This is a genomic window from Erwinia sp. Leaf53, from assembly GCF_001422605.1.
Classification (GTDB): domain Bacteria; phylum Pseudomonadota; class Gammaproteobacteria; order Enterobacterales; family Enterobacteriaceae; genus Erwinia.
This window is the reverse complement of sequence record NZ_LMLK01000021.1, coordinates 414,648-431,240: the sequence shown is the minus strand read 5'-3', so window position 1 is coordinate 431,240 and position 16,593 is coordinate 414,648. Positions and strand designations below refer to the sequence as shown.

Sequence of the window (16,593 nt, the reverse complement as noted above, 5' to 3'; positions counted from 1 at the left end):
GCCATTATCTTCGGCCTGGCGCTGCTGTTCAGTAACTAACCGACAGCACCTGGCCGTTCAGCTGAGCCGGGCTCAGCGTCGCGGTGAAGGTGCCGTCAGCCAGCACCAGCGCGGTGCCCAGCGTGGTGCCTGCTGCGTTCTTCACGATGACGGTATCGCCCGCTTCGCCACGTCCGGTCAGCGTGATGCCGTCTGCCGCCAGCGCGAGGTTGGTCGGCGCGTCCGGGGTGGTCACGTCGGCCGCGGTGACGCTGCCAGCCGGTGACACGTGCAGCGCCGGGTCGGTCTGGGTGACCGACAGCACCTGGCCGTTCAGCTGAGCCGGGCTCAGCGTCGCGGTAAAGGTGCCGTCAGCCGCCACGACCGTGGTGCCGAGGGTGACGCCTGCCGCAGACTTCACGGTAATGGTGTCGCCCGCTTCGCCACGTCCGGTCAGCGTGATGCCGTTGGCCGCCAGCGTGAGGCCGGTTGGTGCGTCCGGGGTGGTCACGTCGGCCGCGGTGTAGCTGGCCGGCTGCGAGACCTGCCCCACCGGATCGGTCTGGATGACCGACAGCACCTGGCCGTTCAGCTGAGCCGGGCTCAGCGTCGCGGTGAAGGTGCCGTCGGACAGGACCAGCCCGGTACCGAGGGTGACACCGGTCAGCGATTTCACGGTGATGGTGTCGCCCGCTTCGCCGCGTCCGCTCAGCGTCAGCCCGTCAGCAGACAGCGTCAGCGCCGTCGGTGCATCCGGGGAGGTGCTGTCGGAAGCGGTGATGCCGGCCGCCGGTGAAACGTGCAGCGCCGGATCGGTCTGGGTGACGCTCAGGACCTGTCCGTTCAGCTGAGCGGCGCTCAGGCCTACGGAGAAGGTGCCATCCGCCAGCACAATCGTGGTCCCCAGCGAGACGCCCGCCGCCGTTCTCACGGTAACGGTATCGCCCGCTTCGCCACGTCCGGTCAGGGTCAGACCGTCAGGGGAGAGCGCCAGGTTAGTTGGCGCATCCGGGGTGGTCACGTCGGCCGCGGTGTACGGTGTAGCAGCGGAAACGTGGCCCACCGGATCGGTCTGGGTGACCGACAGCACCTGGCCGTTGAGCTGGGCAGAACCCAGCGTCACGGAGAAGGAGCCGTTGGCCGCGACCAGCGCGGTGCCCAGCGTGACGCCGGCAGCCGATTTCACGATGACGGTGTCGCCCGCTTCGCCGGTACCGGTTAATACCAGCCCGTTCGCGGAGAGTGCGGTCACCACCGGTGCATCCGGCGTGGTGATGTCCGCCGCCGTGTAAGGGGCAACCGGTGAGACGTGCAGCGCCGGGTCGGTCTGGGTGACGCTCAGAACCTGTCCGTTAAGCTGAGCGGCGCTCAGACCTACGGAGAAGGTGCCGTCAGCCAGCACAACCGCGGTGCCCAGCGTCACGCCGGCGGCCGATTTCACGGTAACGGTATCACCCGCTTCGCCACGCCCGGTCAGCGTCAGGCCATCTGCAGACAGCGCGAGGTTAGTCGGCGCATCCGGGGTGGTGACGTCGGCCGCGGTGTATGGCGTTGCCGCAGAGATATGACCTACCGGATCGGTCTGGGTAACAGACAGGACCTGGCCGTTCAGCTGAGCCGGGCTCAGGGTGGCGGACCAGCTGCCGTCAGCCAGCACAATCGCGGTGCCCAGCGTAATGCCGGCAGCCGATTTCACGTTAACGGTGTCGCCCGCTTCGCCGGTACCGGTTAACACCAGCCCGTTGACGGAGAGTGCGGTCACTACCGGTGCGTCCGGCGTGGTGACGTCGGCAGCCGTGTAGCTGGCCGCTGGTGAGACGTGCAGCGCCGGATCGGTCTGGGTGACGTTCAGCACCTGACCGTTAAGCTGAGCGGCGCTCAGTTCCACGGAGAAGGTGCCGTCAGCCAGCACAACCGTGGTGCCCAGCGTCACGCCGGCGGCCGATTTCACGGTAACGGTATCACCCGCTTCGCCACGACCGGTCAGCACCAGGCCGTTGGCAGACAACGCAAGGTTAGTCGGCGCATCAGGCGTGGTGACGTCTGCGGCGGTGTATGGCGTTGCCGCAGAGATATGGCCTGCCGGGTCAGTCTGGGTAACGCTCAGGACCTGACCGTTCAGCTGAGCAGGGCTCAGATTCACGGAGAAGGTGCCATCAGCGCCGACCTGGACGGTGCCCAGCGTGGTACCTGCAGCATTTTTCACCACTACCGTGTCGCCCGCTTCACCGGTACCGGTTAATACCAGACCGTTGGCGGAGAGCGCGGTTACCACCGGTGCATCCGGCGTGATGGTATCGGCCGCGTTCAGCGTGGCAGAGGCGGAGACGTGCCCAACCGGGTCAGTCTGGCTGACGGACAGAACCTGACCGTTCAACTGAGCGGCGCTCAGTTCCACGGAGAAGGTGCCATCGGCCAGAACGGTTGCGGTGCCCAGAATGGCGCCGGCAGCCGACTTCACGGTGACGATATCGCCCGCTTCACCCCGTCCGCTCAGGAACAGCCCGTTATCGGACAGAACCAGATTGGTCGGTGCATCCGGCGTGGTGATATCCGCAGCCGTGGTGGTGCCCGCCGGAGAGGTATGGCCTGCCGGGTCGGTCTGGGTGACGCTCAGGACCTGGCCGTTCAGCTGAGCGGCGCTCAGATTCACGGAGAAGGTGCCGTTGCTGGCCACCAGAGCGGTACCCAGTGCCGTGCCAGCCGCGTTGCGGACGGTGACGGTATCGCCGGCTTCACCGTTACCGGTGAGCACCAGTCCGTTGGCGGAAACGGCGAGGTCAGTTGGCGCATCCGGGGTAGTGATATCCTCCGCGATAACGTTGGCCGCCGGAGAGGTCAGTCCGGCCGCGTCGGTCTGGGTCACGGTCAGCGTTTCACCGTTGGCCTGCGCCGGCGACAGAATCACACTGAAGGTGCCGTCGGTATCTACCTGAGTGGTAACGAGCAGCGTACCGCTGGCGTTTCTCACCGTTACCGTGGCGCCAGGCTCACCGAGACCGGTCAGTCGGGTTCCCTCCTCAATCACGTCGAGGTTGGTCGGCGCGTCCGGCGTGGTGGTGTCATTGGCCGTGGTGGTCGCGGCAGGTGAGACGTGGCCAACCGGGTCGGTCTGGGTCACGCTCAGCACCTGGCCGTTCAGCTGGGCGCCGCTCAGCGTGACGCTGAAGGTGCCGTCTGCCGCCACGGTGCTGAAGCCGAGCGTACTGCCGGCGGCATTTTTCACCGTCACCACGTCACCTGCTTCACCCCGTCCGGTGAGGATCAGACCGTTATCTGACAGCAACAGATCCGTCGGTGCGTCAGGTGTCGTAATGTCCAGAGCCGTGACCGTGGCTGCCGGAGAGTAGAGGTTCGCCCCCGTGTTCTGCACGCTAACGTACAGGACTTCACCGTTCACCTGAGGTGAATCAAGCGTGACGGTAAAGCCGCCGCTTATCAGCAGAACAGCAGTGCCGACGGTAACACCCGCGGCATTTTTAACCACGATGGTTGTGGACAGCAGGCCTGCGGTTTCAGCCCTACCGGTGACGGTAAGACCATCTGGGGAGACCTGCAGATCGGTCGGCGCATCCAGAGAGAACGGACCTGGCGACGTTACCGGTGTCACCGGTGAGCTGAGGCCAGCTGCATCGGTCAGCACCACGTTGACCACCAGGCCTTGATCCTGCGGTTCGGTCAGAATGATGGTGAAGCTACCGTTGGCTTCGACGCTACCCGTACCGATCAGGTTGTTACTGGCGTCACGCACCGTCACCGTGGTCCCCGCTTCCCCTCTGCCGGTCAGGGTTACCCCGTCGTCGGCGATATTGAGGTTAGTCGGTGAGTCCGGGTTGGTGGTGTCGTCAGCGGTGTAGCTGGCTGCCGGTGAAACATGGCCGACCGGATCGGTCTGGGTCACGGTCAGCACCTGGCCGTTCAGCTGCGCGGTGGTCAGCGCCAGCGTGAAGTTACCGTCAGCATCCACGGTTATCACGGCCGGGTCAGTGGTCAGCGCGTTGCCGTTGGCACCATGAACGATAATGGTGTTACCCGCTTCGCCACGACCGGTCAGCACGACGCCGGTGGCGTCAAGCGCCAGATCGGTTGGTGCATCCGGGGTGGTGGTATCCGTAGCATCCACCGTGGCCGGCGTAGAGGTTTGGCCCTCGCCGTCGGTCAGCGTCACGGCGAGTGTTTCACCGTTGGTCTGAGCCGGGTTGAGGGTGACGCTGAAGCTGCCGTCAGACTGCACGATAGCCGTACCCAGTATCACCGTACCCAGCGCGTTGGTGACGTTAACGGTGGTGCCCGCTTCGCCACGTCCGGTAACGAGAGTACCGGTATCGTCAATGGCTACCCCGGTTGGTGCGTCCGGTGTAGTGATATCGACGGCGGTAATGGCGGTGGACGGTGAGACGTGGCCAGCCGGATCGGTCTGGGTCACGGTCAGCGTTTCACCGTTCAGCTGCGCGGTAAGCAGCGTCAGGCTGAAGGTGCCGTCTCCGTTTACGGTGACCGGCGATGGATCGGTGGTCAGCACAATGCCGTTGGCATCGCGAACCAGGATCGTATCGCCCGGCTCACCTTTACCGCTCAGCACGATGCCGAAGGCATCAAACGTCAGGTCGGTCGGCGCATCCGGGGTGGTGGTATCAGCGGCGGTAACGGTGTATGCCGGCGAAACATGGCCTACGCCGTCGGTCAGCGTGACGTCAAGCGCCTGACCGTTAGTCTGAGCCGGGCTCAGGGTTACGGTAAAGCTGCCGTCGGCCAGCACGGTGCCGGTACCGATGACACCGCCCTGGGCGTTGGTGACGTTAACGGTGGTGCCCGGTTCGCCACGGCCGGTTACTTCGGTGCCCGCGTCGTTGATTGCCACGCCGGTAGGTGCATCCGGTGTTTCCGTATCATCGGCGAGGTAAGACGCAGCCGGTGACACGTGTCCAACCGGATCGGTCTGGGTCACGGTCAGGGTCTGGCCGTTCAGCTGAGCGCTGTCCAGGGTCAGGCTAAAGCTGCCGTCCGCTTCTACGATCACCGGTGACGGGATGGTGGTCAGAACGTTACCGTCTGCACCGTGAACGATGATGGTATCGCCCGCTTCGCCGCGACCGGTCAGCACGGTGCCGCTAGCGTCAAGCGCCAGATCGGTCGGTGCATCCGGCGTGGTGGTGTCAGGTGCGGTAATCACCGGTGACGGTTGGGAGATATGGCCGACGCCGTCGATCAGGCCCACGGTCAGCTCTTCGCCGTTGGTCAGAGGCGTTGGCAGGGTGACCGAGAAGGTGCCGTCCGCCAACACGGTGGAGTTGGCAATACTGTTGCCCAGCGCGTTATAGACGATAACCGTGGTACCTGGCTCGCCTTTACCGGTGATCACGCTGCCGGTATCGTCGATCGCCACGTCGGTTGGTGCATCCGGCGTAAGGATATCCTCGGCGACGATGGTCTCTGACGCTGAGGTATGTCCTGCCGGGTCGGTCTGGGTCACGGTCAGGGTTTCACCGTTGAGCTGCGCGGATGGCAGGGTCAGGGTGAAGGTTCCGTCTGGTGCCACGGTGACAACGGCTGGCGTGGTGGAGACCACGTTACCTTTTGCATCATGCACGACGATGGTATCGCCTGCTTCGCCGCGGCCGGTCAGTATCAGGCCGGTGGCATCAAGCGCCAGGTCGGTCGGTGCATCCGGCGTGGTGGTATCCGGTGCGTCAACCTCTCCTGCCGGTGAGATATGGTTCGCGCCGTCGGTCAGAGTGACGGTCAACGATTCGCCGTTGGTCTGAGCCGGGCTGATCGCCACGGTGAAGCTGCCGTCTGAGTCAACGGTGGCTGAACCGATCTGGTTACCCAGTGCGTCATAAACCTTAGCGATGGTGCCCGCTTCGCCCTGGCCCGTTACCACCGTACCGCTGTCGTTAATTTCCACGGCGGTTGGTGCATCCGGGGTGACGGTATCGAGAGCGGTCACGCTGCCCGGCTGCGATACATGATTGGCCGGGTCGGTCTGGGTGATGGTCAGTTGTTCGCCGTTGATCTGTGCGGCAGGCAGGGTGATCGAGAAGGTCCCGTCATCTGCTACCACATCGCTGGCAATCACGTTACCGTTCGGGCCATAAACCTTAACGGTGTTACCCGCTTCGCCTTTGCCGGTCAACACCAGGCCTGCAGCATCCAGCAGCAGATCGGTCGGCGCATCCGGCGTAATGTTATCCGGGGCGTTATAGGTGGTTGGATCGGAAGTGTTATTTGCCGCATCGATCAGCGTAACGCTCAGCGTTTCACCATTCTGCTGCGCGGCGTTTAGGGTGACGGAGAAGGTACCATCATCTTCCACGACAGAGGTGCCCAGCAGAGCACCGGTGGCGCTGCGTACATTCACCGTCGCGCCTGGTTCGCCGTTACCGGTCAGAATCAGACCACTGACAGAGAGCGCAAGGCCGGTTGGTGCGTCAGGGGCATCGGCATCTGCATCTGCATCGGCATCCGCATCTGCATCTGCATCGGCGTCGGCGTCGGCATCGGCATCGGCGTCAGCATCGGCATCCGCGTCCGCATCTGCATCGGCATCGGCATCGGCGTCAGCATCGGCATCCGCATCGGCGTCGGCATCGGCATCGGCGTCAGCATCCGCATCGGCGTCGGCATCGGCGTCCGCATCGGCGTCGGCGTCGGCATCGGCATCGGCATCGGCGTCAGCATCGGCATCCGCGTCCGCATCTGCATCGGCATCGGCGTCAGCATCGGCGTCGGCATCGGCATCGGCGTCAGCATCCGCATCGGCGTCAGCATCGGCGTCAGCATCCGCATCGGCGTCCGCATCCGCATCCGCATCGGCATCCGCATCGGCGTCGGCATCGGCGTCAGCATCCGCATCGGCATCGGCGTCGGCATCGGCGTCGGCGTCGGCATCCGCATCGGCGTCAGCATCCGCATCGGCATCGGCGTCCGCATCGGCATCGGCGTCAGCATCCGCATCGGCATCAGCGTCCGCATCCGCGTCGGCATCCGCATCGGCGTCAGCATCCGCATCGGCGTCGGCATCCGCATCGGCGTCGGCATCCGCATCGGCGTCGGCGTCGGCATCGGCATCGGCATCCGCATCGGCGTCGGCATCCGCATCCGCATCGGCATCGGCATCCGCATCGGCGTCCGCATCGGCATCCGCATCGGCATCGGCATCGGCGTCGGCATCGGCATCGGCATCGGCGTCGGCATCGGCATCGGCATCGGCGTCGGCATCCGCATCGGCGTCAGCGTCGGCATCGGCATCCGCGTCGGCATCCGCATCGGCATCGGCATCCGCATCCGCATCGGCGTCGGCATCGGCATCGGCATCCGCATCGGCGTCCGCATCCGCATCCGCATCGGCATCCGCATCGGCGTCCGCATCCGCATCCGCGTCGGCATCCGCATCGGCATCCGCATCGGCATCCGCATCGGCATCCGCATCGGCATCGGCGTCAGCATCGGCGTCAGCATCGGCATCAGCATCGGCATCAGCATCGGCATCAGCATCGGCGTCCGCATCGGCGTCGGCGTCCGCATCGGCATCGGCATCGGCATCGGCATCGGCATCGGCGTCAGCATCGGCATCCGCGTCCGCATCGGCATCGGCATCGGCATCGGCATCCGCATCGGCGTCGGCATCGGCATCGGCATCGGCATCGGCATCGGCATCGGCATCGGCATCGGCGTCCGCATCGGCATCCGCATCGGCGTCGGCATCGGCGTCAGCATCCGCATCCGCGTCGGCATCGGCATCGGCATCGGCCATCCGCGTGCATCGGCATCGGCATCGGCGTCCGCATCGGCATCCGCATCGGCGTCGGCATCGGCGTCAGCATCCGCATCCGCGTCGGCATCGGCATCGGCATCGGCATCGGCATCGGCGTCCGCATCGGCGTCGGCATCCGCATCGGCGTCGGCATCCGCATCCGCGTCGGCGTCAGCATCCGCATCCGCATCGGCGTCGGCGTCGGCGTCGGCATCCTCCGCATCGGCGTCGGCATCCGCATCGGCGTCGGCATCCGCATCCGCGTCGGCGTCAGCATCCGCATCCGCATCGGCGTCGGCGTCGGCGTCGGCATCGGCATCGGCATCGGCATCGGCGTCCGCATCGGCGTCCGCATCCGCATCCGCGTCGGCATCGGCGTCGGCGTCGGCATCCGCATCGGCGTCCGCATCCGCATCGGCGTCAGCATCCGCATCCGCGTCGGCATCGGCATCGGCGTCCGCATCCGCATCGGCGTCGGCATCCGCATCCGCGTCGGCGTCAGCATCCGCATCCGCATCCGCATCGGCGTCGGCGTCGGCATCGGCATCGGCATCGGCGTCGGCGTCGGCATCCGCATCCGCATCGGCATCCGCGTCAGCATCCGCATCGGCGTCAGCATCGGCATCGGCGTCCGCATCCGCATCGGCATCGGCATCGGCGTCAGCATCGGCATCGGCGTCAGCATCGGCATCGGCGTCCGCATCCGCATCGGCGTCCGCATCCGCATCGGCATCGGCATCGGCATCCGCATCGGCGTCGGCATCGGCATCGGCATCGGCGTCCGCATCGGCATCGGCATCGGCATCGGCGTCAGCATCCGCATCGGCGTCAGCATCCGCATCCGCATCGGCGTCGGCATCGGCATCGGCGTCAGCATCGGCATCCGCATCGGCGTCGGCATCGGCATCGGCGTCAGCATCGGCATCCGCATCGGCGTCCGCATCCGCATCGGCATCCGCATCGGCGTCGGCATCCGCATCGGCGTCGGCATCGGCATCGGCGTCCGCATCCGCATCGGCATCGGCGTCGGCATCGGCATCGGCATCCGCATCCGCATCCGCGTCGGCATCAGCATCGGCATCGGCATCGGCATCGGCATCCGCATCGGCGTCAGCGTCCGCATCGGCATCCGCATCGGCGTCAGCGTCAGCGTCCGCATCGGCGTCGGCGTCCGCATCAGCATCCGCATCGGCGTCTGAGTCAGCATCGGCATCCGCATCTGCGTCGGCATCGCTGTCAGCATCGGCATCGCTGTCGGAATCAGAGTCACTATCTGAGTCAGCATCGCTATCAGCGTCAGCATCACTGTCGGCGTCTGCGTCGCTGTCGGAATCGGAGTCGCTGTCCGAATCGGAGTCGCTGTCGGAATCGGAGTCGCTGTCGGAATCGGAGTCGCTGTCGGAGTCTGAGTCGCTGTCGGAGTCTGAGTCGCTGTCGCTGTCGCTGTCGGAGTCTGAGTCACTGTCGGAATCGGAATCGCTGTCCGCATCGGAATCGGCGTCCGCATCGGAGTCGCTGTCGGAGTCCGAGTCGGAATCACTTTCGTTGTTAGTGTCGTTGTTGTCGCTATTCGATCCGCCAAGGCCGAGGGCCATGGCGCCGCCGCCCAGCAGGCCGGCACCGAGGAACGACAGACCGGCAGCATAGTTGCTGGATGCTTCGCCACCCAGCAGGCCTTCGATGCCGGCAATGGATGTGAAGTGGAAGCCGGTCGCGGGATCTTCAACCCACCAGAGTGCGCCCTGGCCATCCTCGATCACTAAGTCGCTGATATTGCCCTGGGCATCAGCGACAAAGAAGTTCTGCAGTACGACTTTTTCGCCTGAATGTAGCGTTACGATCAAATCATTCCCGGAGCGGGTTGTGGCCGCGATATCGGCTCGCTCCAGGTTAAGCTTTACAACGCTGGGAGAGTTCAGCGTGACCGTTTCACCATTGATGGTGTTGGTCGCGCCGCTCTCCTTTCCGGTTACAGCTATGTTGTTCATAAACTTTTACTCCCATGAGGATTGGGCATTTGGCAGCGGAGAAGGCCCCGAGACAAATCGTTTACTTATTTGACTACGTGATGAAAAGACGTCATGCCTTGTTTTTATTAACCGTTCAAACTGTTAATTTTTATATGAAACTTAACTTTTAAAGGGCGATGAAAAACCACAGCCCGACAACTCCCTTTGCTGAATTCGTTAAACTGGTTTGACCGGTTACTCCTTTAGTAAACAGACAAGACGCTGCCGCCCCAGTTAAGGGGCATAAAAAAACAGGGTCCGGATCATTATTCCGGTTAGTTATAATTACATCTTCTTTTTATAATACTGACTTTCCATAGTCAGCTTGCTGCTAATACCGGGATATTACCGGGCTCCCAGACAAACCCCTGAACACCAGAAATATCGAAGGGTAATAAAATCTCTTTAAACTGATTATTTTCAACGCCATCGACAATCACCCCCTTACAGTAGGGGATCACATGTTCAATGATATTGCCGAAGGTATGGCTCTCGCCGTAGCGCCAGAAGAAGTTCTTATTGATCTTGACGTATTCAAAGTTGCCGTTGATCACCGTCACCAGGCTGGAGTTGCCCGCGCCGAAATGATCCAGCCACAGCGGGCAGTGGCGTGACAGCCGCTGCAGCATTTTCTCGCCACCCGGGGTGTTGAGATGGGAATACTCTTCGCTGATTTCAAAACGCAGCCTGCCGAGGGTGGAGGTGCGGCGGGTGACGTCACTGCTGCTTAACACGTGTTCGGCGATATCGGCGTCAACGTTGACGGAGATCAGCGGCGGCAGCAGGCTGCCACGGGTCAGTCGGTCAACGGTCTCCAGCTGCTCTTCAAACAGGGCAATGCGCTGGCGGGCCGAAGCGGGGAACAAAGGAGTACCGTGCCCGTCGCTCAGGGCATCATTACCACGGGCGAGATCGACGTGAGTCAAAAGCTCAAAGGCAAATAGGTTTCCCGTCTGCGTATAGATGGGTTCAAGGACAAACTGCTCATTATCAGGTTTTACATTCATACTTCTGTTCTTTCCCGTGCCCAAAGAGTTAGTTGACCTGATGGATAGTGGTTTTCCATGCGCCCGCAGACACGGAGCCCACTGAAAGTGCCATTTATAGGTAAATTTGAGCTTAGTCATTTAATTCAGGCAATTGAAATTGGTTTAAATGTGATTGCAAGGGTGTTTTGATAGTTGATTCCTATCATTAGCTGCCATATGGAAACAATCACCGATGTTGATTTGAGATTAGTCTCACTTATCGGTGGTTGTGGTGGAGGAGGGAGGGGCTTAAGGAGTAATTAAATGAAATTCATGGCTTTTTTCAATTAAGAAAGGCTTAACATTTAGTCGACAATTGATGCCTAATTAAGATTAATCCTAATTTTGGCGGTATTGATAAGTTTTTCTACCCTTTTTTTGTCGTAATTCTGATGTTTTTTTGTTCGGGTTTCGTGTTGCTCAAGTGTGAAAATAGTAAAAAAACTAATTTTTCAAACGGTATTTTTATGTAAAAATGTGATTAATGTCACATTAATTTGGCTTAAATAAACAAATTTGCTTTAAATTCAACGATGAGTGATGAGGTGGTGTTAAAGGATGGTCCGCGTGTCATAGACCATTTTTAACGCTGTGTGAAATTATTTTTTACATTTTTAAATAAGTAAATCTTGTGGTTATTGTCACTTTTTGGCGTTAATTATCACCTGAGGTCATTAACGCTGCTGCCTGGCATGCCGATGCTTCAGCCACCGCCGGGCACCCCAAACCAGCCCGACGACCAACAATAGCCAGACCAGATGTTTAAGATGATGCTCGAGCTGGTGGAGCCAGGGGGCAATCACGCCACCGGCGAAATAGCCCAGCGAGACAAAGAGAAAGGCCCACAGTGCGGCACCGCACAGGTTAAGCAACAGAAAGCGGCGCGGCGCAAGGCGGCTGGCACCGATGATCAGTGGGCCAATGAGGCGCAGGCCGTACATAAAGCGTACGCCGACAACGAACAGCACCGGCCGTTGATGGATCAACCTGTTGGCTCGTTCAATATGCTGCTGATGCCGCGTAAGCCGTTGCAGCAGGGATTCACCGTAGTAGCGGCCGATAAAGAACAGCGCGGTGTCGCCGAGCACGCCCCCGCACATCGCGGTGAGCACCACCCAGCCGTAGCGTAGCAGGCCTTCATGGGCGGCTACGCCGCCAAGCAGGGTAAAGGTTTCGCCTTCGGCCAGGCAGCCGATAAACAGCGCCCAGTAGCCGTACTGTGAAATAAGCGTATTAACATCGATCGGCACAATGAGACTCCCATGGATTTTCAGACGACTCAGTTTAGGCGTTAATTCGCGCGTCCGGGCAATACCCTCTGCGGGAGATTATTTCTTATTGTTACTGAACCGCTTACTGATATTTATGCGTTGCCGCACAATAAAGCGTGGCGGCCTGCTTATACTTACCCTGATGCCGCCCGAAAAACAGACCGCTGGCGGTTCGTTGTTCAGAGGAGTGAAGATATGAACCATGTATGGGGACTTCTTGCGCATCCGAATCGTGAGATGCGTGACATTAAGCAGGAAAATGAAACGCTGTCACACCACTTTACCCATCACGTGCTGTTAATGGCGCTGATTCCGGTGATCTGTGCCTTTATTGGCACCACCCAGATTGGCTGGAACGTCGGGGCCGGTGACAATATTCTGTTATCCTTTTCCAGCGCGCTGGGCCTGGCGGTGCTGTTCTATGCGCTGATGCTGGCCGGGGTGGCGGTGATGGGCCGGGTGATCTGGTGGATGGCGCGTGACTATCCGCAGCGGCCCTCGCTGCGCCACTGTATGGTCTTTGCCGGCTACGTGGCGACGCCGCTGTTCCTCAGCGGCCTGGTGGCGCTCTACCCGCTGGTGTGGCTGTGTGCGCTGGTCGGTACGCTGGCGCTGGCTTATACCGGTTATCTGCTGTACGTCGGCATCCCGCAGTTTCTCAGTATTGACCGGGAAGAGAGCCTGCGCCTGTCCGGTTCAACGCTGGCGATCGGCGTGCTGGTGCTGGAGGTGTTGCTGGCGCTGACCGTCATCATGTGGGGCTACGGTTATCAGCTGTTCTGACCGCTGTGCCGCCGGCCCGGCCGGCGGCAGTTGGTTACGCCCGGAAACGAATAATTCGTAGGAAAAGTCTGGGGTTGCGGCGTATTATTCCTGCGCCAGCCCCATCAAACCCGGTTTTTATGATGCGTGGCGGCGTGTGTACCCCACACCTGAACAACCAGCCGTTAAGTCCCTAACCGATGCCTGCAAAAATTCGTTTATCTCTGTTAAGCCTCGCCATGTTGTTTTCAGCCCAGGGGATGCTGCCCTCTGCCATGGCCCGTACCGCGCCGGTTGAATTAAAAACGGCCGCTCAGCCGGAAATTGCCTCCGGCAGCGCGATGATCGTTGACCTGAATAACGGCAACGTTATCTACGCCAACCATCCCGATCGCGTGCGCTCGATCGCCTCGATCACCAAGGTCATGACCGTGATGGTGGCGCTGGACGCGCAGCAGCCGATGGATGAGATGCTGAAGGTGGATATCAGCCACACCCCGGAGATGCGCGGCATTTACTCCCGCGTGCGGCTGAACAGCGAAATCAGTCGCAAAAATATGATGCTGCTGGCGCTGATGTCGTCGGAGAACCGCGCCGCCGCCAGCCTGGCACACCACTATCCCGGCGGCTATGACGCCTTTATCCGCGCGATGAACGCCAAAGCGCGCGCGCTGGGCATGAGCAACACCCGTTACGTTGAGCCGACCGGCCTGTCGATTCAGAACGTCTCCACCGCGCGCGATCTGACTAAGCTGCTGATCGCCACTAAGCGTTATCCGCTGATTGGCCAGCTCAGCACCACCCGCGAAGAGATGGCCAGCTTCAGCCACCCGAATTATACGCTGCCGTTCCGCAACACTAACCACCTGGTCTACCGCCCGGACTGGAATATTCAGCTGACCAAAACCGGCTTCACCAATGAAGCCGGCCACTGCCTGGTGATGCGCACGGTGATTAACCAGCGGCCGGTGGCGCTGGTGGTGCTGGATGCCTTTGGCAAATATACCCACTTTGCCGATGCCAACCGCCTGCGTAAGTGGATCGAAACCGGCAAGGTTTCCGCGGTCCCGGCCGCTGCGCTGAGCTATAAAAAGCAGAAGGCGGGGCAGGTGGCCCACAACGGCGTGGTCGACGACAGCGCCGTTGAGTGACGTGCGCGGCGGGGTGTCCCGCCGTTCTGTTCACCCTGCGCGGCAGGCGCATGCCGTCTGCCCGCATTCTCTGCTTATTCTTAGTGTATCGGCCAGGGCAAACGCCTAAACTGATCGGATTAAACTGGTGGTGCCGGCCGGCGCCTCTCTACAGGTATCAGGAACCTTTTCATGTCCCGCCTCTCAACGTTTCTTCGCGTCTTTCTGCTGATGCTGCTGGTGCTGTCACCGCAGTGGGCCAACGCGGCCGACAGCGACACCTCTCAGGCCAGCAGCGACGGCGCGCCAAAGGTGGTCAACGCCGCCGCCGAGCTGCCAAAAATGCAGAAGGTGCTGGATAAAATCAAACAGCAGGTCTCCGGCGAAACCAACGACGGGCGGCTGAATATCCTCAACGATATGTCGCTGGAGCTCTCCGGCGCGGCGGATACCCTGATGCAGGGCATCGTTCCGCAGCGCGCGCAGCTGGAGGCGCAGCTGGCGGTGCTTGGCCCGGCCCCCACCGCCGACAGCGGCGTAAAGGAGACCGCCGAGGTCACCAGCAAGCGCAGCAAGCTGGAAGCCCAGAAAGCGAAGATGGACGATCAGGTGAAACAGGCTGCCGCGATCAAAAGCGGGGCGATAAACCTGTCGGCGCAGATCGTTAACCTGCGCCGTGACGCGCTGAAGACCCAGCTGGCGCTGAACGCCGGCAGTATTTTTGGTCCGCGTTTCTGGGCACCGCTGTTTAACACCCAGGAGGAAGACAGCAGCAAAATCAGCGATTTTGTTGATGAACTGGCCACCACGGCGGCGCTCTCCTGGTCCGATGGCTGGCGTTTCGGCACTATCGCCTGGGCGCTGGCGGCGGTGCTGGTAGCCACCCTTGGCCGGCGTTATCTGGAAGAGTTTCTGGCCTGGGTGGGGATCAATCATCTGCCGGAAGGGCGCATGCGCCGCAGCTTCCTTGCGGCGGCGACGGCGCTGACCACCCTTGGCGCGGTGGTGCTGGCGTTTAACTTCCTCGATCAGGCGTTTACCCGCCATGACCAGGTGGTGGACGACGTGCGCACCTTTGCCGACAAGCTGGTGGGCCTGAGTATTTTCTGCGGGCTGATTGCCGGGCTGGGGCGGGCGTTTCTCTCCACCCGCCGGCCGTCGTGGCGCCTGCCAAATATCTCTAACGAGGTGGCGCTGGCGCTGAAACCCTATCCGCCGCTGACCGCCGCGCTGGTGTTTATCTTCCAGACGGTGGAGATCTTTAACAGCAGCGCCAACACCAGCGTGGGGACCACCATCTTTGCCAACGGCATGACCGCGCTGCTGGTCGGCGCGACCGCGCTGTCGATCAGCTTCCGTACCAACCGCGTGCGCCGGCGGATGCTGCTGGAAGGGCACCAGCCCGAAGCGCGTACCACGCTGGCCGGGCTGATCCAGATGGGCCTGACGCTGACCGGCGTGGCGATCATGATTACGCTGGTTGTCGGCTATATCACCCTGGCGCGCTTCCTCAGCTATGAGCTGATCTGGGTGGGTATCGTCTTTGGCCTGTTCTACATCTTCAGCCAGCTGGTGGCGGACGGCTGTGAGAGCCTGTTCTCCACTAGTACCGCTTCCGGCAAACGCATTCAGACCTCGCTGAACATTGATGCCCGCCATCTCGGCCAGGTCGCCGCGCTGCTCGGCGCGCTGGGTAAAACTATCCTGATCCTGGTCGCCGCGATGGCGATACTGAACGGCACCTTTGGTACCGCCACGCCGATTGAGCTGGTGCAGAAGGCGATTGAGTTCTGGGGCGGCAAGGGTCTGGAGTCGCTGAATATCGTGCCGGCGCACGTGGTTAACGCGCTGGTGTGCCTGGTGGTCGGCATGTGGGTGCTGCGCTCGGTGAAGCGCTGGCTGGAGCACGATTTCCTGCCGAAAACCATGATGGACAAAGGGATGCGCGTGTCGCTGGTCACCCTGTTCAGCAATATCGGTTTTGTGCTGGTGATCCTGATGACGCTGTCGGTTATGGGCCTGCAGTGGAACAAGCTGGCGTGGATCGTCAGCGCGCTGTCGGTGGGTATCGGTTTTGGCCTGCAGGAGATCGTGAAGAACTTTATCTCCGGCCTGATCCTGCTGACCGAACGGCCGGTGAAGGTCGGCGATCTGGTGAGCATTAGCGGTATTGAGGGGGATATTCGCCGTATCAACGTGCGTGCCACCGAAATCCAGCTCAGCGACCGCTCGACGGTGATCGTGCCCAACTCGCAGTTTATCTCGCAGAACGTGCGCAACGCGACGATGGGCAACGCGCAGGGGGTGGCGACCATCACCCTGACCTTCCCGCTGGATATCGATCCGCAGCAGGTGCGCCAGCTGCTGCTCGACGTCTATGCCGATAATGAACGCATTCTGGAGACGCCAGAGCCGTCGGTGTCGTTTAAGGACCTCACCGCAACCGGAATCGTGCTGTCGGTGACCGGCAACGTCGCCAGCCCGCGCCAGGTCGGCGGGGCGAAAAGCGACCTGCTGTTCGATATCCTGACCCGCTTACGTAAAGAGGGGGTGATGCTGTCGACGCCGCAGACGATGATTATTGACCGGCCGCACCGCAGCCGCGGCGAGGATCTTCCACAGCCGTAACTCAGCGCGCGGGGAGCGACGAAGGGTCGG

At 61.5% G+C, this 16,593-nt stretch carries 7 protein-coding genes; 3 read left to right on the top strand and 4 right to left on the bottom strand.

The features are described 5' to 3' along the window. Nucleotides 1-28: 28 nt before the first annotated feature. From ASF13_RS24375 to ASF13_RS13655, 4 genes are all read right to left on the bottom strand, one after another. On the bottom strand, nucleotides 29-6,370 hold the full coding sequence (locus ASF13_RS24375) for an Ig-like domain-containing protein (RefSeq protein WP_235515008.1): 6,342 nt from the start codon (nucleotides 6,368-6,370) through the stop codon (nucleotides 29-31). 2 nt (nucleotides 6,371-6,372) lie between these two features. Beyond that, entirely contained in the window at nucleotides 6,373-9,723 is a 3,351-nt protein-coding gene (locus ASF13_RS24950) for a BapA prefix-like domain-containing protein (protein WP_235515000.1), read from the bottom strand. A gap of 341 nt (nucleotides 9,724-10,064) precedes the next feature. Continuing rightward, complete coding sequence (locus ASF13_RS13660) at nucleotides 10,065-10,751, bottom strand: EAL domain-containing protein (protein ID WP_072166380.1); 687 nt, start codon at nucleotides 10,749-10,751, stop codon at nucleotides 10,065-10,067. Nucleotides 10,752-11,446: 695 nt separating this feature from the next. Then, nucleotides 11,447-12,022: a DedA family protein gene (locus ASF13_RS13655; protein WP_056237071.1), complete on the bottom strand. Its 576-nt coding sequence runs from the start codon at nucleotides 12,020-12,022 to the stop codon at nucleotides 11,447-11,449. Between the two features lie 216 nt (nucleotides 12,023-12,238). Here ASF13_RS13655 and ASF13_RS13650 point away from each other — a divergent pair, with 216 nt between their 5' ends. The 3 genes from ASF13_RS13650 to ASF13_RS13640 all read left to right on the top strand — a co-directional run bounded on the left by ASF13_RS13650 (nucleotide 12,239) and on the right by ASF13_RS13640 (nucleotide 16,563). Then, nucleotides 12,239-12,826, top strand: a complete 588-nt coding sequence (locus tag ASF13_RS13650) for a Yip1 family protein (protein ID WP_056237069.1) — start codon at nucleotides 12,239-12,241, stop codon at nucleotides 12,824-12,826. A 179-nt stretch (nucleotides 12,827-13,005) separates the two neighbouring features. Beyond that, nucleotides 13,006-13,956, top strand: coding sequence for a D-alanyl-D-alanine endopeptidase (gene pbpG / locus ASF13_RS13645; protein ID WP_056237067.1), 951 nt, complete (start codon nucleotides 13,006-13,008; stop codon nucleotides 13,954-13,956). Between the two features lie 171 nt (nucleotides 13,957-14,127). After that, a complete protein-coding gene (locus ASF13_RS13640; RefSeq protein WP_056237065.1) occupies nucleotides 14,128-16,563 on the top strand; it encodes a DUF3772 domain-containing protein in 2,436 nt (811 codons plus the stop codon). The last annotated feature ends 30 nt before the right edge of the window (nucleotides 16,564-16,593 follow it).